15 protein-coding genes and 2 pseudogenes are annotated in these 20,270 nt (G+C 66.7%); 11 read left to right on the top strand and 6 right to left on the bottom strand.

The annotated features are described in order from the left end of the window. Positions 1-116: 116 nt before the first annotated feature. Genes OG798_RS40180 through OG798_RS40170 form a run of 3 tightly spaced genes read right to left on the bottom strand, consistent with a single transcriptional unit; the run spans position 117 to position 4,050 of the window. On the bottom strand, positions 117-911 hold the full coding sequence (locus OG798_RS40180; RefSeq protein ID WP_267063177.1) for a ferritin-like domain-containing protein: 795 nt from the start codon (positions 909-911) through the stop codon (positions 117-119). After that, entirely contained in the window at positions 911-3,226 is a 2,316-nt protein-coding gene (locus OG798_RS40175; RefSeq protein WP_328758612.1) for an HAD-IB family phosphatase, read from the bottom strand. The genes OG798_RS40180 and OG798_RS40175 overlap by 1 nt, the downstream gene beginning before the upstream one ends. After that, positions 3,223-4,050, bottom strand: a complete 828-nt coding sequence (locus OG798_RS40170) for a hypothetical protein (RefSeq protein ID WP_267063175.1) — start codon at positions 4,048-4,050, stop codon at positions 3,223-3,225. The genes OG798_RS40175 and OG798_RS40170 overlap by 4 nt, the downstream gene beginning before the upstream one ends. 536 nt (positions 4,051-4,586) lie before the next feature. Here OG798_RS40170 and OG798_RS40165 point away from each other — a divergent pair. From OG798_RS40165 to OG798_RS40135, 8 genes and pseudogenes are all read left to right on the top strand, one after another. Then, entirely contained in the window at positions 4,587-5,393 is an 807-nt protein-coding gene (locus OG798_RS40165) for an SDR family NAD(P)-dependent oxidoreductase (RefSeq protein ID WP_267063174.1), read from the top strand. A gap of 39 nt (positions 5,394-5,432) precedes the next feature. Continuing rightward, the gene (locus OG798_RS40160) at positions 5,433-6,155 is read left to right on the top strand and encodes a lysophospholipid acyltransferase family protein (protein WP_267063173.1); all 723 of its coding nucleotides are present in this window, start codon (positions 5,433-5,435) and stop codon (positions 6,153-6,155) included. Beyond that, positions 6,152-7,852 (top strand): FAD-binding oxidoreductase, encoded by a 1,701-nt coding sequence (locus OG798_RS40155; protein WP_328758611.1) that lies wholly within the window; start codon positions 6,152-6,154, stop codon positions 7,850-7,852. Before OG798_RS40160 ends, OG798_RS40155 begins: the two co-directional genes overlap by 4 nt. A 349-nt stretch (positions 7,853-8,201) precedes the next feature. Beyond that, positions 8,202-8,367: pseudogene (locus OG798_RS56680) on the top strand (IS256 family transposase); the annotation flags it as partial. A gap of 92 nt (positions 8,368-8,459) precedes the next feature. Then, complete coding sequence (locus OG798_RS40150) at positions 8,460-8,792, top strand: WhiB family transcriptional regulator (protein ID WP_257037374.1); 333 nt, start codon at positions 8,460-8,462, stop codon at positions 8,790-8,792. A 302-nt stretch (positions 8,793-9,094) separates the two neighbouring features. Then, positions 9,095-10,720 (top strand): cytochrome bc1 complex cytochrome b subunit, encoded by a 1,626-nt coding sequence (qcrB, locus tag OG798_RS40145; RefSeq protein WP_443053981.1) that lies wholly within the window; start codon positions 9,095-9,097, stop codon positions 10,718-10,720. A gap of 212 nt (positions 10,721-10,932) precedes the next feature. Further along, positions 10,933-11,775 (top strand): HAD-IA family hydrolase, encoded by an 843-nt coding sequence (locus OG798_RS40140; RefSeq protein WP_328758609.1) that lies wholly within the window; start codon positions 10,933-10,935, stop codon positions 11,773-11,775. A gap of 78 nt (positions 11,776-11,853) precedes the next feature. Continuing rightward, positions 11,854-12,108: pseudogene (locus OG798_RS40135) on the top strand (hypothetical protein); the annotation flags it as partial. A gap of 164 nt (positions 12,109-12,272) precedes the next feature. Here OG798_RS40135 and OG798_RS40130 read toward each other — a convergent pair. Then, entirely contained in the window at positions 12,273-12,797 is a 525-nt protein-coding gene (locus tag OG798_RS40130) for an SDR family oxidoreductase (RefSeq protein WP_267063941.1), read from the bottom strand. 327 nt (positions 12,798-13,124) lie between these two features. Between OG798_RS40130 and OG798_RS40125 the strand changes: the two genes are divergently transcribed. The 3 genes from OG798_RS40125 (at position 13,125) to OG798_RS40115 (ending at position 15,979) form a co-directional block, all read left to right on the top strand. After that, positions 13,125-13,568, top strand: a complete 444-nt coding sequence (locus tag OG798_RS40125) for a cupin domain-containing protein (RefSeq protein WP_097224390.1) — start codon at positions 13,125-13,127, stop codon at positions 13,566-13,568. Positions 13,569-13,665: 97 nt separating this feature from the next. Then, the gene (locus OG798_RS40120; RefSeq protein WP_328758608.1) at positions 13,666-14,262 is read left to right on the top strand and encodes a DUF5134 domain-containing protein; all 597 of its coding nucleotides are present in this window, start codon (positions 13,666-13,668) and stop codon (positions 14,260-14,262) included. Between the two features lie 511 nt (positions 14,263-14,773). Continuing rightward, positions 14,774-15,979 carry an acyl-CoA dehydrogenase family protein gene (locus tag OG798_RS40115; RefSeq protein WP_097224392.1) on the top strand — a complete coding sequence of 402 codons (1,206 nt, stop codon included), beginning with the start codon at positions 14,774-14,776 and terminating at the stop codon, positions 15,977-15,979. Positions 15,980-16,388: 409 nt separating this feature from the next. On the opposite strand, the gene OG798_RS40110 is transcribed toward OG798_RS40115, so the two are convergent. Continuing rightward, positions 16,389-19,241 (bottom strand): helix-turn-helix transcriptional regulator, encoded by a 2,853-nt coding sequence (locus OG798_RS40110; RefSeq protein WP_328758607.1) that lies wholly within the window; start codon positions 19,239-19,241, stop codon positions 16,389-16,391. Between the two features lie 358 nt (positions 19,242-19,599). Beyond that, positions 19,600-19,971, bottom strand: a complete 372-nt coding sequence (locus OG798_RS40105; RefSeq protein ID WP_328758606.1) for a cupin domain-containing protein — start codon at positions 19,969-19,971, stop codon at positions 19,600-19,602. Between the last annotated feature and the right edge of the window lie 299 nt (positions 19,972-20,270).

Below are 20,270 nucleotides of genomic sequence, written 5' to 3'. Positions count from 1 at the left end.
GGCAGCAGGGCTGCATCTCACGACGCAGCCTGTGACGTTGCCCCGGAGCTGCCTCATCACCCACCGACAACTCGGCTCATTACGTCAGCTGTTGTACCAGCCGTTCGACATCAGCATCAGGAAGCGATCCCGCGCTTGTCCATGGCGTTCTCGACAATGCGCAGCCCGTCCATGCCCGGCAGCTTCGCGATGTGCGCGTCGATGTCGCGGATGAATTTGCGGCCCTCGGAGCCGGCGAAGAGGTGAGTCATGACGTGCGTGACCTCGGTCTCGGGCATGACGCCCGAGCCGACCGGGCCCCAGGCATTCTCGAGCGCCAGCCGGGCGACCACGCGGGCCTTCTTGCTGGCCGCGAGCCGGTCACGTGCCTGCGATGCGTAGAACGCGACGTGCTTCGTCTCCTGCTGTGCGATCCGCTTCAGCAGCGGTACCAGCACTGGGTGGCTCTCCAGCGCAGCAAGTCGGTGATACGCCGCTGTCGCCGACCACTCGTTCGCCGCGCCCCACGCCATGTGCACGGCGACGAAGTCGTTTCCGACCAGCCGACCGATCACCGTCTGCTTCACCGTCCCCAGGCGGTCCTTCCAGCCGAGTTTCAGACGGGTCGCCTTGAGCTCGTCGAAGTCGACTCGGAGGCCGTGGCGCTCCAGCACGGCCGCGAGCGCTTCGCCGTGCCAGAACTCCTCGCGGTTCCACATCGTCATGAAAGCGCCCACCGCGGGCTCGTCGTGAGACGGGGTCGTCAGCAGATCACGCAGGTAGCACACTGTGTGGTATTCGATGTCACACATATAGCGCAGCGTACGCAGCGTCTCCTCGGGCAGCGGGTTGCGCTCGAACTCGTCGAAGTCGAGGTCGGCCCACTGCACGCCGGTGGAGTTCTTCGTGTACTTGTCTATGTCGAAAGCCATCAGCCGCTCTTCTCGTCGGTGCGCGTCGGAATCGTCGCCCGTGCCGCGATGACGTCGCGGCGCACACCCGAACCGCCGCTCTTCCAGCGGTAGATGTTCCAGTTCCTCTTGTGCGACTCGCGCGCCAGTTCGGCGTCGGGGTTGATCGCCGAGGGATTTCCCAGCAGAGACAGCCAGGGCAGGTCAGAGTGGCTGTCGCCGTAACCGTAGGAGGCAGCGAGGTCGTAGCCGCCCTCTTCGGAGTACTGCTGAAGCCACGCGGCCCTCGCTTCGTCCACGAGCGGCGGCTTCGCCAGGTAGCCGGTGAGCACACCGTCCCTCACGTGCATGGAGCTCCCGACGACCTCGTCGAACAGGTCGGCGAGCGGAGCGGCGAGAAGGCCGATGGAGCCGGTGACCAGGACGGTGCGGTGACCTGCCGCACGATGTTCGCGGATACGCGCCAGGGCGTCCGCGCTCGTGTGCCGCAGCATCGTATCGGCGTACCCGCGCTGCACGACCTCCTCAAGGCGGCCGATGGGCATGCCGCGGTAACGACGCAGGAACGCGCGGATGAACTCGCCGCGGTCACGTCTTTCGGCGCGGAGGTAGCCGGGCAGTGAGGCGAGCAGGTCTGCCACCTCCTTCGGCCAGGCCGCCTTACGGAAGCCCGCGGTGCGCACCCACAGGTACTGCTCGACGATGTTGGAGTCGACGACGGTCCGTTCGAGGTCGAAGACGGCGACTATGTCGGTACGCTGCGGCAGTTCGCGTTGCGCCCTGGCGTTCGCCGGCGGAGCGGCCGCGGCCTTCCGGCGACGGTAGGCCGCTGTCAGCTCACTGAGGGCGGGGAGGTGCACCTTCTGCAGGTACTCCTCCCAGTCGATCCGCTCCACATCGAAGCCACGGTCCTCGCGCACCTCGGCCGGAAGGGCGTTGTTCAGCGCGCGGGCGTTGCGGTCGTCGAAGACGATCTCGGTCTGCGCATACGCGCGGTAGAGGTCGATGAAGTTGCGGAGGGTGGCGATACCGGCGCGCAGCTTGGCGTTCTGGGTTGCGAGAGCACGCTTGCGCTCGTCGTTCGGCATCAGCCGCAGAGCGGCGTCCCACAGGTCGGCCTTCTTCTTCGCCAGCCGAAGGCCCCGGTTGAACTTGCGCTCGCCCGAGAACTTCCAGGCCGGCACTTTGACGAATCCGTCGTCCTTGGGAATCGGGTTCTGCGTGTAGTAGTCGCGTACGTTCTCGTACATACGGTGGAAAGGCAGTGGATTCGACGCGCCCGAGGCGATGTGGAAGTACCTCGGCTCGTCGACAGAGGTCGGGTTGGCCGCCACGGCCAGGATGGCGTTGACGACGAAGTCGACGGGGATGACATCGAGGATCGAGTCGGGGAGCCCCGGGAAGTCGGGCAGCTGGCCCCGGCCGTAGGCGAAGATCAGCGGATCGGCGACCTTGAAGCCGTCGATCCAACCGGGGAACGGATGCTGGAACGCGCTCTCGATGATCGCGGGCCGGACCACCGAAAGCCGGTGTCCGGCCTCGCCCCAGAGGTCTTCCGCGGCACGTTCGGCGAGTGCCTTCGTCAGGGTGTAGACGTCGGTCCACCCCAGACTCTGCGCGCGCCGCCGGCCGGCGGCGACGAGCTGGGAACGCACCCACTCGCGCCGCGCGTTCTCGCTCGCGCGGGCCGCCGCGATCGGGCCCTCCTTGCCGTGGTTGCCGCGGGCGCGGGACATGAACTGCTCAAGCATCGCCGGCTCCCGCGAGGTGAGTTCGGTCTGCTCATGGGTCCGTGTCGCCAAGGTCCACTCGGTGTGCCAGAGGACATCGTGTTCGAGCTTGGCCTCGGGTACCACACCGCGACGGAGCCCTCCGACGTAACAGGTCGACACGTGGACGACGTGTGGGTCGGATCCGGACGCGAGCAGGGCTTCGTAGAGGCTTACGGCGCCGTTGACGTTCGTGTCGAACGCCTCGTGGATGGGCGGGTCGAACGAGACCGTCGATGCCGAGTGGATGACGACATCAAGATGGGAGGGCAGCTCGGGGATGCTGGTCATGCTGCCGTCGAGCACTGTGATCCGTGTACGGACGATGCGCTCGGCCTCTTCGGCGCCCACAGCATCCCGCCAGCGCTCGAACACGGGTTTGCGCAGAAGCTGCCGGAGCCGGTCCTGCCCGGTCTGACTCCCCTTCCGGCGCACGAGAAGTGAGATGTGGGTGGCGGGGTGGTCGGTGAGCAGCCGCTCAAGCACGGCCTGCCCGACGAAGCCGGTCGCGCCGGTCAGTAGGACGTGCGCGCTGCCGAGTTCGGTCTTCGCGTTGTGCGATATCACGGAAGGAGCCTCGATTCCACGGTGGATGCGACACCGGGACGGATGCCGGGGAGCGCGGCGACCAGCCCGCGGATACGGCGCGCCTCGGCTCGTCCGCTCTGGTCGCCGAAGACATGACGTTCGAAGAAGGTGCGCTCGTGCCCGGAGCGGTCGACCGAGCCGAGCGGCCAGGCGGCGTGCCGGAGGGCTCGGCGGGTGATGCGCTGGGCGCGGGTCGAACCCTGGAGTCGGCGCTCCGCCTCCTCCACGAGGAAGCGGATATGGCGATGCTTGATCTCCACCACAGGGTTGATGATCGCCGCCATGGCGGAGGACACGCCGGCCAGACGCCGATAGGCCGCCAGCGTGATCCATTCATCCACGAGGCCCGTCGTCACGTGTTCGGCGACGATCTGTGTACCGGTGATGTTGGCGATGAGGGAACGACGGATCGGGCCACGGCGTTCGCGGCGCTCCGCCAGTACCCACCGTGCCGAACCGGCGCTCGAAGGGAGGTCGCGGGCGGCGGGAGAAGCATCCAGGACGGCGTCGAGGGCATCGGCTATCCAGAACCTCTCGAACATCCACGTGGTGAGGAACGCGGTGACACGGGCGTCCTTATGTGTCGCCGTGACGAGGAGGTCGCGCACGCGGTGCAACGTCGCACGTTCCATGTCGCGCAGCGCGCGAGCGAGCCGGACGGATTCGGCATCGAGCGGCTCTTTGGCGAGCGCCCCGAGGTCGAGCGTTCCGCGGTGGCTGCCGTGTGCCGTACGGGCGAACTCACGCACGTCGAATCCCGCTGTCTCGGGCGGCGCGGTCGTCGTCTCGTTGTTCGAGTTCATACACGGGCTTTCTGGGGCGGGAGCAGGGGAAACTCTGCAGAAGCCCCGGAGCATGCGAGAAGCCGTCGGGGGCCGTCACGTTAGACCAGGCAACCGGCGCATGTGTGACATGTGAGTTGGTTCCGTATGGGGCCTGCGCCTATGGCCTGTGCTGGGAAGAACGAGAGATCCCGCGGTATCGGTGTGGTGTCTCGGCGCAGGCGGCGTGCACCGGACCTTGCTGGGCATCGCTCACCTCCGTCATGTGCGGAAGCGCGTGTCACAAGACGGAGGCATGCCCGGTCTAACGCCATGAGCCCAGAAACGAAAGGTGTGTCATGCGCGAGGACTCAGTCATCTGTTGTTGTACGACCGTGGCAATCCGTCTGGGTCGGCTCGTCGGACGTCGAACTTGGAAATCTTGTGGATCTTCAAGTTCCCATGCAGAAGTGGGTTGTTGACCAGGTGGCTCGGAAGGCCGGTGTCGGGATCGACGGCGTGGACCCGCTCGCCACCCCACGAAGTGGAGACGAGCGGGGAGCTCGGATGTCGCGCACATGGCATATGAGACTGTGCTGAGCCGTACGCGGGTCGCACTTGTCACCGGTGCCACGTCGGGTATCGGAGCGGCGTTCGCGCGCGCTCTTGCAGACCGCGGATGGGACCTCGTCCTGGTGGCGCGCGACAGGGAGCGGCTCGGCCGGATGGCTGCCGAGCTCGAATCCCGGGGCCGTGCTGTCGAGGTGCTGCCCGCCGATCTGTCCGATAGTGCCGACGTCGAGCGTGTCGCCGCCCGGCTGGAGGACCCCGCCCGTCCGGTGGACATGCTCGTGAACAACGCCGGTTTCGGCGTGCACGCACCGATGACCTCGGCCGACACCGCTCCACACGACCGGGCGATCGAGGTCATGGGGCGCGTGGTGCTGGTGCTTGCCGGCGCCGCTGGGCGGGCCATGCGCGAACGCGGGCACGGTGCGATCGTCAACGTGTCGAGCACGGCTGGGTTCGTCACCATGGGGAGCTATTCGGCCGTCAAGGCCTTCGTGACCTCCCTCTCGGAGGGACTGGCGAACGAGCTCCATGGAACGGGCGTCACCGTGACGGCACTCTGTCCGGGCTGGGTCCGCACGGAATTTCACACGCGGGCCGGAATCCGGTCGTCGAGCATTCCGAACTTCCTGTGGCTCGACGCCCAGCGACTCGTCGAGACGAGTCTGCGCGACGTGAGCCGCGGACGGGTGATCTCCGTGCCGAGCTTCCGGTACCGGTTGCTCATCTGGTTCACACGTCATCTTCCACGCCGCACAGTGCGGTGGATCTCGCGACGGATCTCCTCCAGCCGCAACGACAGTCTCACTCACTGAAGGAATCAGTGCGGGCGAACCCGCACGGGAAGGAAACGGATGCCCGCGACGATACGCGACCGTTTCACCTCACGCTCACACGCCGCGGCGCGTTTCATCGCGCAACGGGGGCTGCTGAAGCCTCTCGTCTGGAGCGTGACCAGCGTCACGATACTCGGGCGCGAGCGCTTGGCGAACGTCGAGGACTCGTATGTCGTCGTCGCCAATCACTCCTCGCACCTCGACACGCCACTCATCATGGGCGCGCTGCCTCGCCGACTGGCGCGCTACCTCGCGGTGGGAGCCGCCGCCGACTACTTCTTCGACGTGTGGCGGCGGCGCGGCCTCACGGCCCTCTTCTTCAACGCCTTCCCGGTCGACCGCACCGGAATGAACGCGCGCGGAGTGAGCGCCAAGGCTTTGCTGAGTCGGGGAGTGCCGCTTCTGATCTTTCCCGAGGGGACCCGCTCGCGCGATGGATCGCTTGGGGCGTTCAAGCCGGGGGCGGCGGCGCTCGCCTCGTCGGCCGAGGTACCGGTGCTCCCCGTCGCGGTCATCGGCGCGCATGCGGCGCATCCTCGCGGATCGAATTGGCCGAAACCGGGCCGTCTGCCGGTCGGGGTTGTCTTCGGCGAACCGCTGACTGCTTTTCCCGGGGAGTTGAGGAGCGAGTTCACCGAACGCATCCGCTCGGCGATCCTCACCCTGGCCGAGGAGAACTCCGACCGCATCCTCGGCGTGAGTGCGACCTCACGTCGTATACCTGAAGGAGACCGTTCGTGACCGAATCCACCGGCCGCACCGACGCGATGCGCACCGATGATGTGAAACACATGAAGTGGTGGGGCTGGGGCGTGGAAGGTGTCGGCTTCCGACACGAGGACAAGCCTGGTTTCGCGCCGTTCGTACAGAAGGCCATCGGCCTCGATCTCTGGGCGGGCGAACGCACCGAACGGCCCGACTTCTCGCGGTTGAGAGTGCCGGCCTCGACGGCGTCCGAGGAGTTCGTCGCGGTTCTGGGCGGCATCGTCGGAGCCGGGAACACCGTGATCGATGACCTGTCCCGGGTCGTCCACACGTACGGCAAGAGCCTGCGTGACCTGGTCCGCATCCGAGCCGGCGCGATAGCGCGCAGTCCCGATGTGATCGTCTACCCGGCCGACGAGGCAGAGGTGCAAAGCGTCATCGACGCGTCCGTCGAGGCGGACGCCGTGATCATCCCCTTTGGGGGCGGCAGCAATATCGCGGGCAGCCTTGAGCCGCACATGGACGAGTCCCGGGTGGTCGTCTCACTCGACCTCGGCCGCCTCAACCGGGTGCTGGAGATCGACCCCGACTCCGGGCTGGCGCGCGTCCAGGCCGGGGCGCTGGGCCCTGATCTTGAGGCTCAACTCAACCGGGACGGCTGGACGATGGGGCACTTCCCCGACTCGTTCACCCACTCGACGCTCGGCGGGTGGGTCGCCACGCGCTCGTCCGGCATGCAGTCGGACAAGTACGGCGACATAGCGGACATCGTCAAGGGGCTGCGTGTCGTGCGGGCCCGCGGGGTCCTCGTGATCCGTGCCGTTCCGAGCGCGTCGACCGGGCCGAGCGTCCGGGAGATGGTGGTGGGCTCCGAGGGGCGGCTCGGCGTCATCACCGAGGTCACGGTGCAGGTGCACCGACTCCCCGAGAAGCGGGCTATCCACGCCTACTTCTTCAAGAATCTCGACCACGGCCTCGCGGCGATGCAGAAGATCGCCGAGAGCGACGTCTCGCCCTCGGTCACCCGTATCTCGGACGCGCACGAGACGGCCTTCTCCCTGGCGACGAGCAAGGAGTCGAAGGGCATTCAGAAGAAGGCACAGACGGGCCTCATGGCGTATCTCAAGAGGCGTGGCTGGAGCCTCGACGAGATGTGCCTCTCGTTCATCGGCTTCGAGGGCGACGAGGCACACGTGAAACGGCAGAAGTCGCTCGTCGACCGGATCGTGCGCAAGCATCACGGCATCGGCGTCGGCAGGGGCCCCGGTGCGCTCTACGACCAGAAGAAGTTCGACACGCCGTACATCCGCGACTTCCTCCTCGACCACGGTGCCGCCGGCGACGTGAGCGAGACCGCCGGTCCATGGTCGAAGCTTCGTGGCATCCACGCGGCGGTCTACGACGCGGCCGACCACGCCTACGAGAAGATCGGCCGCGCCGGCTGGACCATGTCGCACTTGTCGCACTCGTACCACTCTGGAGCCTGCCTCTATTTCACTTTCGCCTTCGTGTTCGGTGACGACCCGCTCGGCGAGTACGACATCGTCAAGCGGGCGATCCAGCAGGCGTTCATCGACGCCGGCGGCACGATCTCGCACCACCACGGGGTGGGCCTGGAGCACGCACCCTGGCTGGAGGAGGACATCTCGACGGAGGGTGTCGCCATCATGTCGGGCCTCTTCGGCGCTGCCGACCCGGGCGGCAACTTCAACCCGCGCAAGATCGTGGTCTGAGCACGGCGGTCGATGGTCCGCGCGCATGGCCGGCACTCGGGCATCGGCACGGCCACACCGCGCACCGGGCGGATCACACACGTCCGCGTGTGATCCGTACCGGCTGTGTGGTGGGTGTGGGACACCGGCCGCCCGCGGCCAGGCGACCTGGGGGTCCACAACCTGCGTACAAACGGAGGGCTGCCCGCTGTGCCTGCCCGCCGGACAGTTCACCGAGGCCGCTGTCCTCCTGGCCCTTCAGGCCCAGCGGCTCGAAGCACTGGCGTGCCGGAAGAGTTAAGTTCTCCAGCGCCAGGCAGCTCGGGCAGCGACTCTTTCCTCTCCCTCGACGTCGAGATACGCAGACGAGGCCGCCGCCCTCAAGTGCGTCGACATGGCGCCGAGGGGCCTGGACCCGACCGGGAAAGGCCGCAAGAGGTGGACCATGCCACTGAAAGGCATTCTTGAACACGTTCCAGGTCGCCTTCGAGAGTCGCCTGACCCCACGCAACAACCAAGATCAGCGGTTGAACTGACATACCCGGTGTCCGCTGCCGTGTCACACATGTGCCAGGTACCCGGTCCCACATGACAACCCCTGAAATCCTTCCCGGAGACGAGAAAGACCGTGACCGCAGCAGAACAAGGCGACCACGCAACGCATTGGCGCGAACGGGGAGCCTGCATGCGCATCGACCCAGAACTGTTCTTCCCCATCGGCAACGGCATCCTGACGCACGCTCAGATCGCCGATGCCAAGGCCGTCTGCTGTCGTTGCCCGGTCGTGGATCAGTGCCTCAGCTGGGCCATGCGGGTCGAGCAGGTGGAAGGCATCTGGGGTGGAAAGACGGAGGGCGAACGCCGCCTGATGAGGCGGCGTGACAGCGCTGAGCACCACCTCGGGGCCATGCGTGTCACATCCAAGCCTCATGCCCGGTCATATGGGTGGAAGCAGTCATGAGCCTGCTCGCCCAAGGAGTGCAGCCACCATGAAGACCGTCCGTGATCCCGGATTCGGCGCGGGGGGCTGAGTCGACGCGGCGTGGCAGGGCTGCCCAGCTATGCGCAGTACGCCGGAAAGTCCGACCTTCGGTCCGTACGCACACACGGAACACGGATGGAAACAGATTTGGTGCCCCGCCTGTCTCAGCTCTGCCCACGACAGGCGACTGACTTGCCGTATCCATTTCCTGTCGGCAACAAGGCAGGCTCATGACATCAAGAGCGTCCCTTTCGGTCCGGATGAGGAATGGTTGTAGGGGCATGGATGATCAGAGCCAGAAAGAAGAAGTGGGCGAAGGAGACGGTGGCGAGCGGATTGCCCGCTGGGCGGAAGGACGACTGGGCCCGTACGGCCTGATCCGCGCTAAGGCACGTAAGGTCTTCCCGGACCACTGGTCCTTCTTGCTGGGAGAGATCTGTCTCTACAGTTTCATCGTAATTATCGTGACAGGGGTCTATCTGACCCTGTACTTCCATCCGTCAATGAAAGAGGTGCAGTACAACGGCAGCTACATGCCGTTGCGGGGGCAGACGGTGTCGGAGGCGTTCAACTCGACCATGCACCTCTCCTTCGACGTCCGGGGCGGCCTGTTGATCCGACAGGCCCATCACTGGGCAGCGCTGGTGTTCGTCGGGTCCATGCTCGTCCACATGCTGCGCGTATTCTTCACCGGCGCCTTCCGCAAGCCCCGTGAATTCCAGTGGCTGTTCGGATTCCTGCTGCTGGTCCTAGGAATGTTCGGAGGCTTGACCGGATACGACCTTCCGGATGACCTTCTCTCCGGAACCGGGCTCGCCGTCGTGAACGGGACGATCCTTTCCATACCGATCGTCGGAACCTACCTTTCGATGTTTCTCTTCGGGGGCGAGTTCCCGGGCAGTGAACTGGTGGCGCGCTTCAACACAATCCATGTTCTGATCATCCCAGCCATCATGGTGGGACTGCTCGTGGTCCATCTGATCCTGCTGCTCCACCACAAGCACACGCAGTATCCAGGCCCTGGACGGAGCAACAAGAATCCGGTGGGCCTGCCGCTCAAGGTGCGGGCGGTGAAGTCCGCGGGCTTCTTCTTCCTGGTCGCCGGAGTCATCTTCGCGATGGCGGCACTCGCGCAGATCAATCCCATCTGGCTGTACGGCCCCTACCGCGTCGACCAGGTCTCGGCCGGATCGCAGCCCGACTGGTACATGGGCGTGGCGGACGGACTGCTGCGAGTCATGCCCGGCTGGGAAATCGCCTTCTGGGGCCACACCCTGGCACTGGACAACCTGATTCCGCTGGTGGCAGGCGTCGGCCTCTTCCTGGCCATGGGCGCATATCCGTTCATCGAGTCATGGGTGACCAGGGACGATCGTGAGCAGCACCTTCTTGACAGACCACGCAACCGCCCTGTGCGAACGGCACTCGGTGCCGCCTGGATCAGCTTCTACCTGGTGTCGCTCATCGGCGCCACGAACGACATCGTCGCCACCCGGTTCCATCTCTCGGTCGAATCAGTGACGTGGACGGTCCGCGTCGGCCTCTTCGTCGCGCCTGTCGCAGCCTACGCCGTGGCGAAGCGGTGTGCCCTCGGTCTGCAACGCAGAGACCGGGACAAGGTGCTGCACGGTCGTGAGACCGGTGTCATCAAGCGCTTGCCGCACGGCGAGTTCGTCGAGGTGCACGCGCCTCTCAGCCAGGCGGAGCTCCACCTTCTTACACAGCATGAGCAATACACGCCGATCGCACCCGGCTCGAACGGCAACGCGGAGAGCCCAGGTGCCGGCGCCCGCCTTTCTCGGCTCCTGCGTGTCAGGTTCAGCCGCGCCTTCTACGGCGAGGGCTCGCAGATCCCCAAGCCGACCACGCAGGAGTACCAGGAGATCGCCAATGAGCACCTGCGCTGAACAGAGCGGCCATAGGCGGACGGTGCGAAACCGCACTGCCTCAATTCCTCAATCACCTTCTCGGGGGAGGCCGACCACATCCCGAAGGTCTCATTGTGCTCTCTCAGTACGCCCCCCTCGTCCCGTACCCAGTAGTCGAGACGAATCCGGATCGCCTCCAGTCACAGTACGTGGGCGACGGCCGGCCACAGTGCACGCCAGGCTGTTGGCGGATGGCAGGCGACCGCGTTGTGGCATATCGCAACGCCGGCCACCTCGAGAAGGCCGGTCTTTTCGATGCGAGCCGCGACATCACCGGCATACCGTCGCCGTACCCGTGCCCTATCACGCTCCGCCTGCAGGATGTCATGGGACGCGGCGCTGATCTGGTAGGCGCCCTGCGACAACATGAGTCAACCAGACGGCGTGGGAGAGAGGTTCGGAACACTGTGCCGAGAACATGTCTCATAGTCGACTACGGGGGTGTACTCACGACATCGCTCGATGATGCGGTGCGTGGCTTCGAAGCCCGTGAGGGCCTTTCCGAAGGAGCGGTGGAGCGCTCCTGGTACCGGGACCCGGCGATGGTCGCGCTCACTCACGACCTCGAACGCGACAGGGCCACTCAGTTCGATTGGAACCATCACATGGGCCAGGCACTGGGCATCGACAGCACCAACCTTCTGGGACGGATCTTCGCCGATTCCCGTCTCGACGAATCCATGGTGTCGGTGCTGGCCAGGGCCCGCGACTGCGGACTGAGGATTGGTCTGCTGTCCAACAGCATGGGCTTGGCGCCATGGAACATGTATCGAGGCTTCGACATCGACGCGGCCTTCGACGTGGCGCTCATTTCCGGGCAGCACGGACTGCGGAAACCGGAGCCGGCTGTGTACGAGCTCATCCTCAAGATGCTCGAAGTCCCCGGCGAGGAATGCGTCTTCATCGACGACAACGCGGTGAACCTGCCGCCCGCCGAGGCACTGGGAATGGCCACTGTCCTGCATCGCAGCGCAGAGCACTCCACGACGCGACTCGGAGAACTACTGGGCGTCGCTCTCAGGCCGAATCCGTGAGCCTGGAGACTGCTTGAAGGGGGAAGCGGCGACATCGCGAGCCACCTCACCGCATGGGACCACGCTTTGGAGCTCAGTATGTCCGTGATGGTGATTCGACACTGTCCCCTGGCTGCCAGGGGGCCCGCGTCATTGCCGCTGCTCAGTGACGAGTTGTTCGCCTGCCGGAGCAGGAGCTGGCCAAGGGGCCGGTGGTACACGGCCGGCCGGACCAGATCTGGACCCTGTCGCGGATCAAGACCCTTGTCGGCCGTCGGTTCCACAAAAACTACACCGTGCAGGGTGTCGCCACTGCTCAAGCGGCATGGCTGGAGCTGCCAGGTGCTGGCCCGCCGGGCGGTGGAACGCGACGAGGCGGCGGTGGCCGGCCGGGTGAAGGAGGCCTGGCCGGGCGGCGATCACCGCGCGCTTTTCACCCTGCGCGGCCAGCAGCTTCTCAGTGAGCTCGTCGAGGCGGTCCTCGTCCGGGCCGGCAACCTCAAGTATTCCGAACAGCGTTACGCCGACTGCGACATGAGCGACGGCGACGGCGACATCGTCCGCCGCGACGGGCGTGTCAGGACGGGTACGACATGGACACTGTCCGTGTACGGCACCGAACGTGACACGTCCTCCACAGACTCGAAAAACCGTCTGGCACGCACAATGGAGTGGGGAATCGGCGAGCGCCGCGCCAGCTCCTCCTGCTCCGCCTTCGCGCGGAAATACCCGGCTTTCAGCCGGTCTGCCCCTACGACGGACAGGATCACATAGTGTTCGGCACCGGCTGACCCCGCGGCCTCCAGCAGATTGCCCGTGGCGGTGCCGAAGAAATCCACACTCGCGGTCTCCGCACGGGAGGGCGCATCGGTGACGTCCACCACCACATCCGCGCCGCGCAGGACCTTGGGGAGGCCCTCCCCGGTCACGACATCGACACCCTCCCTGCGTGATATGAGCGCAACCTCCACTCCGTGGTCCCGAAGCCTCGCGGCCGTCTTGGAACCGATCAGACCGGTGGCTCCTGCAACAACGACTCTCATCTGGGTTTCTTCCCGTCGGGGGCGTGACCCCACTGATGCCTCCGTACGCCTGACGATGACGTCAGCCACGCACCACGCCTAGGACAGCGTTCGCCCCGAAGCTGTGACATCGCGCTGAGACGCGTGCTTGCTCCGAACGGCATCCCTGAAGAACGGGCGCAGCCTCCTGTGTCACAGATTCGCGGTGCGCTCGGTCATCACTGCACAACGCGCATGGGGCCAGCACGTGGGAATACGCGGCCAACCAACGGCACATCTGTTCGGCTTTATACCGGTCGCGAGGTATGTCTGGCTCAAGTCGCAGTGGATCTACGGAGGTTCAACACAATGTCGGGCAAGGATGCAGCACACGGTCACGGTGGGCAGTACCCGTCGGAAGGGTGGAAGACGGCGGCGACGATGCTCCAGGACACCGCACCGATCACCATTCCCGAGGGTGCGTCTGCGATGACCATTCATGTCGAGTGGAAGCCCGGAGACACGGGAACGCCGCCGCACCGCCACTCGGGGCCTGCCTTCGGGTACGTCATCGAGGGAGCGGTCCGCTTCGAGCTTGAGGGCGAGCCCGAGCGCGTGATCGAAGCCGGCGGGACGTTCTGGGAGCCGGGTGGTGATGTGATCCATTACCAGGACGGCAACGCGCTTGCGGATACGCGGACCCGGTTCGTCGTGACCATGATGTGCGCACCGGGCAAGCCCATGCTCGAACTGGTCAGTGAGAGGGAACTGGCCGAACGGGCCCAGCTGCGCGCCCCGCGCCCCACAGACTGACCAACCACCCACTCACACAATGCAGTTCCGACACGGATCCTGACCGCTCCGTGGGAGGGTGCGATTCGGCATGAGTGCCACTGAAGTTGTCGACTACATGCTGACCGCCCTGTTCACAGCGGCCGCTGTCCGCGCGCTCCGGCAGGGTGTCCTGACACGGACTCGCGCTTGCCGCAGCCGCGTCGACCATCTGCTGCACGCCGCCATGGCCCTGGCCATGGCTGTGATGCCGTGGAGCTGGGGCCGCGCTCTGCCGGAGCTGCCGCAGTCGGTCTTCTTCGCCGCCGCCGCACTGTGGTTCCCGCTGACCGCTGTCAACAGTGGCCAGGAGCGACAGCTGTCGGCAACCGCGAAAAGGCTGCCCTACGCGGTCGGCATGGCGGCGATGACCTGGATGTCGTACCGCGCGGCGGGCCATTCGCACCAGACCATGGCCGAAGGCGTTCCGACAGCACACCAGGCCATGCATCTCAGCCACTCCATGGGTGAGTCGAAGGCCGACAGCGTCGTCACAGGAGTGTTCGCGCTGTACCTCCTCACATGTTCTCTTCGCTCGCTCACCCGTGGCATGCCTGCACTGCGCGCAACCACCGAAACGGCCGACAACTCGACCAGCCTCAAGAGTGCTTGCGACCGTTTCTGGGACGGCGCGACTGCCATGGGCACGGTGGTCATGCTTCTGATGCCCCATTGACTCCTCGCACTCTGACCCCTCCCAGTCGGACGAACCGCGTGTCGGTAGCCGTCACAAACGGGGTGGCCCGTCGGTCAACTGGTGGTCTGGAATCGAGTCTTCAAGACGCGAAGGTGCGCAGAACATGGAGTTCGACAGGACTTGTTGGATGGGCGCTGCCAGGAACCGGGCGTCTGGCAGCGTTTGTCACGGTGAGACGGCAACGGGAGCGGGCGCCGGCTTCCCGCCGTCGAGCCGTGCCCTCCGTGGTCCGTCACCATGCTGGACCTCGACCTGCGCATGCCTGCCGAACCGGCGGGCCATCGATCCGGCCGTCACTGCCCCGGTCCTGTAGAAGGCCGACGCGCCACGCCCTTACGCGAAGACGGCCTGGCAGCGAACGCCGAAAACATCACGCTGACCTTTGGGGACACCCTTGGTCAGGACAGTGAGGCCCACGGCCGCGGATACCTCGCCAGCGCATTCGCCCTTCACCGCCTCTGCCATGTCCGACACCAAAAGGAGAACTGACATGACCACCACTCCCCCTGCACCGCCGGACGACCTGCTGGGCGCCGACTTCTACCTCTACGAGGCGCTCCTCCCGGACGACGAGCGCAAGATACTGCGCAAGGCCCGCGCCTTCCTGCGTGACGAAGTAAAGCCGATGGTCAACAGGTACTGGGACCAGGGCGAGTTCCCCATGGAACTGATCGAGAAGTTCCGCGGGAGCGGGCTGACCGCCCTGTCTTACGAGGGTTACGGTGAGCACCTGCCTGCCGCCAGCCATCTGCTCGGCGGCATGCTCGCGATGGAGATGAGTCGCATCGACGCCTCGGTCGCCACCTTCTTCGGTGTTCACAATGGGCTCAGCTTCTACTCCATCTATACCGGCGGCGACCAGGAGCAGCGTGAGAGGTGGCTGCCCGCCATGGCCTCGATGGAGAAGATCGGCGCTTTCGCCATGACCGAGCCGCTGGGTGGCTCCGACGTCTCCGGTGGCATGCGCACCACCGCCAAGCTCCAGGGCGACACTTGGGTCCTCAACGGCGCGAAGCGGTGGATCGGCAACGCCACCTTCGCCGACCACGTCGTGGTGTGGGCGCGGGACGTAGACGACAACCAGGTCAAGGGCTTCGTCGTCGAGAAGGGCACCCCCGGCTTCGTGCCGGTGAAGATCGAGGGCAAGATTGCGCTGCGGATCGTACAGAACGCCGAGATCGCCCTGACCGACGTACGGGTGCCGGAGGCGAACCGCCTCCAGAACATCAACTCCTTCCGAGACGTCGCGGAGATCCTGCGCTTCACGCGCAGCGGTGTCGCCTGGCAGGCTCTGGGTGTCATGATCGGCGCCTATGAGCTCGCACTCTCCTACGCCAAGGAGCGTCAGCAGTTCGGGCGTCCGATCGCGGGGTTCCAGATGGTGCAGGACCTTCTGGTGAAGTGCCTGGGCGACATCACCGCCTCTTGGGGCATGCTGGTACAGCTCGCTCGGCTGCAGGACCAGGGCATCTTCCGCGATGACCACTCGGCGCTGGCCAAGGGGTTCACCACGTCCCGGATGCGGGAGGTCGTCGCGCTCTGCCGCGAGATCTTCGGTGGCAACGGCATCGTCCTCGACTACGACATCGCACGGTTCTTCGCCGACGCCGAGGCCCTCTACTCCTACGAGGGCACCCGCCAGATGCAAACCCTCATAGTCGGCAAGTCCATCACCGGGCAGAGCGCCTTCGTGTGAGTCGTGCTGCACTCTCCGAAGACGTAAGTGGGAAAGATCGCGACCCCTGGGGGAACCAGGCTTGCGTCAGTGTTCAACTCGCGACGGCAGTCATCACCTCGGCTGCCGCTTGCGCCACAACTAGCTGGCGTTCGCCGGGATGCACAGGTCGCAGATCCGGTTCGCAGACGCGGAGCAGGAGCGCGAAGGCCGCAGAGTCGGGAGTCGAGCCTGTTGCGGCCGCAGAGGCCGGCTGTGTGAACGTGTCCTCGCACCAAAGCGCGATGCCGGCCGGCCCGAACAGACCCTCACGGGGCTCGAAGGCCCGATTTCGGGCATGGCGCCGAACCCGTCGGTGCTCGTCATAGGCGCATGCTCATCGGCTTCACTCTCAGCCTTGCAGGCCGCACCTCCCGGGCCGGGGCACCGCTCACTCGGCCCCGTCGGCGATATCGCCCCGTTCAACGGCCAAGCGGGTCAGTTCGACGCGGGTGTTGATGCCGAGTTTGGTGAAGATGTGCCTCATGTGGGTGTTGACGGTGTGCACGGATACGTAGAGCCGGTCGGCGATCGCCCGATTGGTGAGGCCGTCCACTACGAGCGGGATCAGCTTCCGCTCGGATTGGGTCAGACTCCCCCACCCCGGGGAGCTGACCGTGTCGTGCCGCGCGGCGCCCGCGCGCACGCCGAGCTGCCGTAGGCGCCGCCGGATCCGTTCGTGATCGCCCAGGGCTCCCGAGGCCAACGCCAGCTGACCCGCTTCGTCGAGGCACCGGATCGCCTGCGCCGTATCGACTGATGTGGCCATGAGCTCGCCGAGGTCCTCGCATGCCGCGGCCAGAGCCAGTCGTCTGCCGGTGCTCCGGTAGCTGGTGATGGCGGTCGTGAGTGCACGGCGGTCGCTGTGGAGCAGGCCGTCCACATGGGCGCGGACGGCCGCGATGATCTCCTGGCTGTCGTCCCGGGCGGTCAGGGTGCGTAGTGCGCCGGACACGGCCTGCGCGACCGACGGCTCCTCGCCGCGCAGCGCGATACGCACGATTCCAGGCCAGTGGGACGGCGGAAGGGCGAGCAGCCGCGTCGGCTCATTGTCTTCGAAGCTGCCTGTGAGTGCCGCTGCCGCTGCCTCGTCCCGGCCCTCCGCGTCCGCCAGGCAGGCGCGCGCGAGAGCCACCCACAGGCCGTACCGCTGCGCGTTCGTGCCGGAGCCGGCTTCGGCGGCGCGGAGATGGTCCCTCGCCCTGGCAAGGTCACCGCGCCTGATCTCCACCAGTGCCAGCACGGAGCGAGCCAGCGGATTCGGCTGGGTGATCTCAAGTTCGTCCGCCACCGCCAGACCGGCCTCGGCCTCCGCGGCCGCGTCGTCCAGCGCGCCCTGTTCGAGCAGGGCGCAGGCACGGCGAGCGTGCCAGTGGGGAAGTGACCAGCCGAGGCCCAGCGCCTCCGCTTCGTGCTGTCCCTCGCGCAGCACCCGCTCGGTGTCCGCGAGCCGGTCAGTGGTGGTCAGAACAATGGCCAGCCACAGCGCCGGAATTCTCGGGGGCCGCAGGTAGGGCGCAGTGGGCTCGGTGTAGGCGCGTGCGGTGGCTGCCTCGGCAAGCTCCAGAGCTCGGGCCAAGCGCCCACGGTAGAAGAACGTCTGCGACTGGAACACCATGACGCTGACGACGACTGCCGGATCGTGGCTCCGGTAGGAGGCCGCGACCAGGCCGGTGTCCATCTGCTCGGCAGCGGTGATGTTCCCGAGGTACACGTGGCCCGTCGCCTGGGTCTTCAGCAGCAGGACACGCAGGTCTGACGGCAGCGTGGGGAGGTCCAGAGCCTCCTGCAGGTGTGTCATGGCGGCGGCGTCGTCCCCCGCGGCCTGGTGTATTTCGGCGGCCACCAGGCGCAGGTTTGCCTCCTGCAGCGGCTCCAGGCCGTCCGAGAGGGCGGCGTCGACCAGATCGAGCGCCTCGTGAACCCTGCGGGTCCTGCCGAGGTACTCGGCGGCGTCGATCAGCAGACTGACGCGACGCCGGTCCCGCGGGGGCAGCAGGCCGGCGATCCGCTGAGCGAAGTCGGCGGCCGCGTCGGGCGTCGTCGAGGACAGTTCCCGTACGGCGGTGTGCAGCGAGGCCACGGCGTCGTCGTCGACCGGGCCGCCCGCCATGACGACATGCCAGGCCACCTCCGCCGATCGTGCCCCGGTGGCGCGCAGACTCTCGGCGGCCTCCCGGTGCAGAGCGGTCCGTACGGCCGGCGGTAGGTTCTCGTGGACGGCCTGCCGCAGGAGATCGTGGCGGAAGGCGAGTCGCGGGCCGTCCGCCGCGAGCAGACCGCCGTTCAGGGCGGCCTCCACGCCTGACAGCAGGCTGCCGACCTGCCTGCCCAGCATGCGGGCGGCCGTGCCGAAGTCGAATTCGCGGCCGAGGACGGAGCCGATCTGGAGCAGGCGCACGGCGTCCTCCGGGAGCTGCTCCAGCCGGGCGGCGACACTCTGGCGGAAGCCGACGGGGATGTCGCGGTACAGGCGGCCGGCCGCGCTCGCCTCCGCTTTGACCGCATCCGTGCCAGGAAAAGAGCGCACCAGTTCGATCGCCAGGAACGGATTGCCCGCGACGCCTCGCAGCATCCTGGCCAGCTGCGGTGAAGGCTTCGCCCCGAGCATGTCGGCCGCGATGTTCTCCAGTTCCTGCTGTGGCAGAGGGCCGAGGGTCAGCCATCGGGCTCCGAGACGTTCGAGGTCCTCCCGCACCCTGGCCACGGTCGGCCGCTCGGTCTCCGACCGTACCGCCAGCACCCACAGGATCCGCGAGGCTGCCAGTCGTCCAGGCAGCGTACGCAGCGCGAAGAGCGTGGCCGGATCCGCCCATTGCGCGTCGTCCACGAGCACAAGCACCGGCGCGCGCTGAGCCCTTTCCTCCAGAGCGTCCGCGATGCTGTCCAGCAGCCAGAGCCGCTGGTCGTTCACGGCTGCGGCGGCTCGGGCGGAACCGACGGAGGCCTGCAGGGCGGACTGCAGGGCGGCTCCTGCCGCATACTGATCGAACTCGTCGGCCCGTACGGAGACCACGTCGAACCCGCACCGCTGCGCCCGCTCGTCCAGCTCCGCGAGCAGCCGGCTCTTGCCGACGCCGGGCGCGCCTTCCACGACGACGCAGGCGCCCCGTCCAGCATGCACCGCCACCAGAGCCTTGCGGACAGCCGCGATCTCACGGTCCCGTCCCCTGAGGCGCAGCCCCGTCCCGGCCTGGTTCCCGCGCCCGGGGTCCAGGTCGCCCGTGGGGTCTGTGCTGCGCATGGGGCAAGCATGCCGCAGGCCATGTGTGCCCTCAACGCCGGTCCTCCTGTGAGCGGCGCTCGCACCCGGGGGACTGTCGGTTGCGCGCCGTCCCCTCATCCCAGCCCGACGCAGGTGGCGCGCCGGCCAGATCTCTTGCGCCGGAGAGGAGCACGACGTGCGTACGGGCAAGGAGTACCTGGCGGCGCCGAACGACGGCCGCCAGCTGCGGGGGACGAACTCTGGTCCGGCGGGGTCTTGCGTGCCGTCGCGGACTTCGTGACACGGCGCCGTGTCGCAGTGCGTGCATGGCTGCCGCCGCGAATAGCGCTGTCAGCGTGCCGTACAGGACATCGGCGGCGCTGCTGGAGCTGGCAGGTCAGTCGGTGGGGCGCGAGGCGCGCAAATGGGCCCGCTCCGTCAGCTCCTGCTCCTCGACCAGGGTGAGCATCGGCTGACCCGGGGCGCACATCATGAACACGATGTACTTGGCCGGCACGTCCGACGAGGCGTTGCCGTTCTGGTAGTGGATCACCTCACCGCCCGGCTCCCAGAACGTCTCGCCGGCCTTGATCACGCGTTCCGGCTCACCCTCAAGCTCCCACCGGACCGCTCCTTCGAGGACGTAGCCGAAACACGGCCCCGAGTGGCGGTGCGGCGGCGATCCCGTGTGTCCGGGCTCCCACTCGACGAAGACGGTCATCCCCGAAGCTCCCTCGGGAATGAAGGGTGGCTCGACGTCCGCCAGCATCCTGGGGCCGAACGTCGACTCGCTGCCCTGTTCGGCGGTCTCGTTCGCTGGGTCCTCTGCCGACGCTGCTACACCTCCGTAGGCCTGCCCGGAACGGACGGTCCAGCACCGCTCGTGGGCTGGTGTACCGCATCTGCGGCGGGCCGTGCGCCTGCTGCCTCACGCACAGAGCTCAAAGACCACCCTGCCCCCTGTCGGCGGCCCTCACAAACCAGGAGCCCGCGGTATGGAGAACACACATCGCACGGAAGGCGATCCGCCACCTCGTCTCTCCTGGACACGAGTGGACACCGGCAAGC

It is taken from the genome of Streptomyces sp. NBC_00271, assembly GCF_036178845.1.
GTDB lineage: Bacteria > Actinomycetota > Actinomycetes > Streptomycetales > Streptomycetaceae > Streptomyces.
This window is presented reverse-complemented; position numbering and strand designations above follow the sequence as displayed.

Excerpts from the sequence above, each read along its gene's own strand:
- OG798_RS40180 (WP_267063177.1), bottom strand. The coding sequence starts at position 911 with ATGGCTTTCGACATAGACAAGTACACGAAGAACTCCACCGGCGTGCAG.
- OG798_RS40170 (WP_267063175.1), bottom strand. The coding sequence starts at position 4,050 with ATGAACTCGAACAACGAGACGACGACCGCGCCGCCCGAGACAGCGGGA.
- OG798_RS40165 (WP_267063174.1), top strand. The coding sequence starts at position 4,587 with ATGGCATATGAGACTGTGCTGAGCCGTACGCGGGTCGCACTTGTCACC.
- OG798_RS40160 (WP_267063173.1), top strand. The coding sequence starts at position 5,433 with ATGCCCGCGACGATACGCGACCGTTTCACCTCACGCTCACACGCCGCG.
- qcrB (WP_443053981.1), top strand. The coding sequence starts at position 9,095 with ATGGATGATCAGAGCCAGAAAGAAGAAGTGGGCGAAGGAGACGGTGGC.
- OG798_RS40140 (WP_328758609.1), top strand. The coding sequence starts at position 10,933 with ATGGCAGGCGACCGCGTTGTGGCATATCGCAACGCCGGCCACCTCGAG.
- OG798_RS40130 (WP_267063941.1), bottom strand. The coding sequence starts at position 12,797 with ATGAGAGTCGTTGTTGCAGGAGCCACCGGTCTGATCGGTTCCAAGACG.
- OG798_RS40125 (WP_097224390.1), top strand. The coding sequence starts at position 13,125 with ATGTCGGGCAAGGATGCAGCACACGGTCACGGTGGGCAGTACCCGTCG.
- OG798_RS40120 (WP_328758608.1), top strand. The coding sequence starts at position 13,666 with ATGCTGACCGCCCTGTTCACAGCGGCCGCTGTCCGCGCGCTCCGGCAG.
- OG798_RS40115 (WP_097224392.1), top strand. The coding sequence starts at position 14,774 with ATGACCACCACTCCCCCTGCACCGCCGGACGACCTGCTGGGCGCCGAC.
- OG798_RS40110 (WP_328758607.1), bottom strand. The coding sequence starts at position 19,241 with ATGCGCAGCACAGACCCCACGGGCGACCTGGACCCCGGGCGCGGGAAC.
- OG798_RS40105 (WP_328758606.1), bottom strand. The coding sequence starts at position 19,971 with ATGCTGGCGGACGTCGAGCCACCCTTCATTCCCGAGGGAGCTTCGGGG.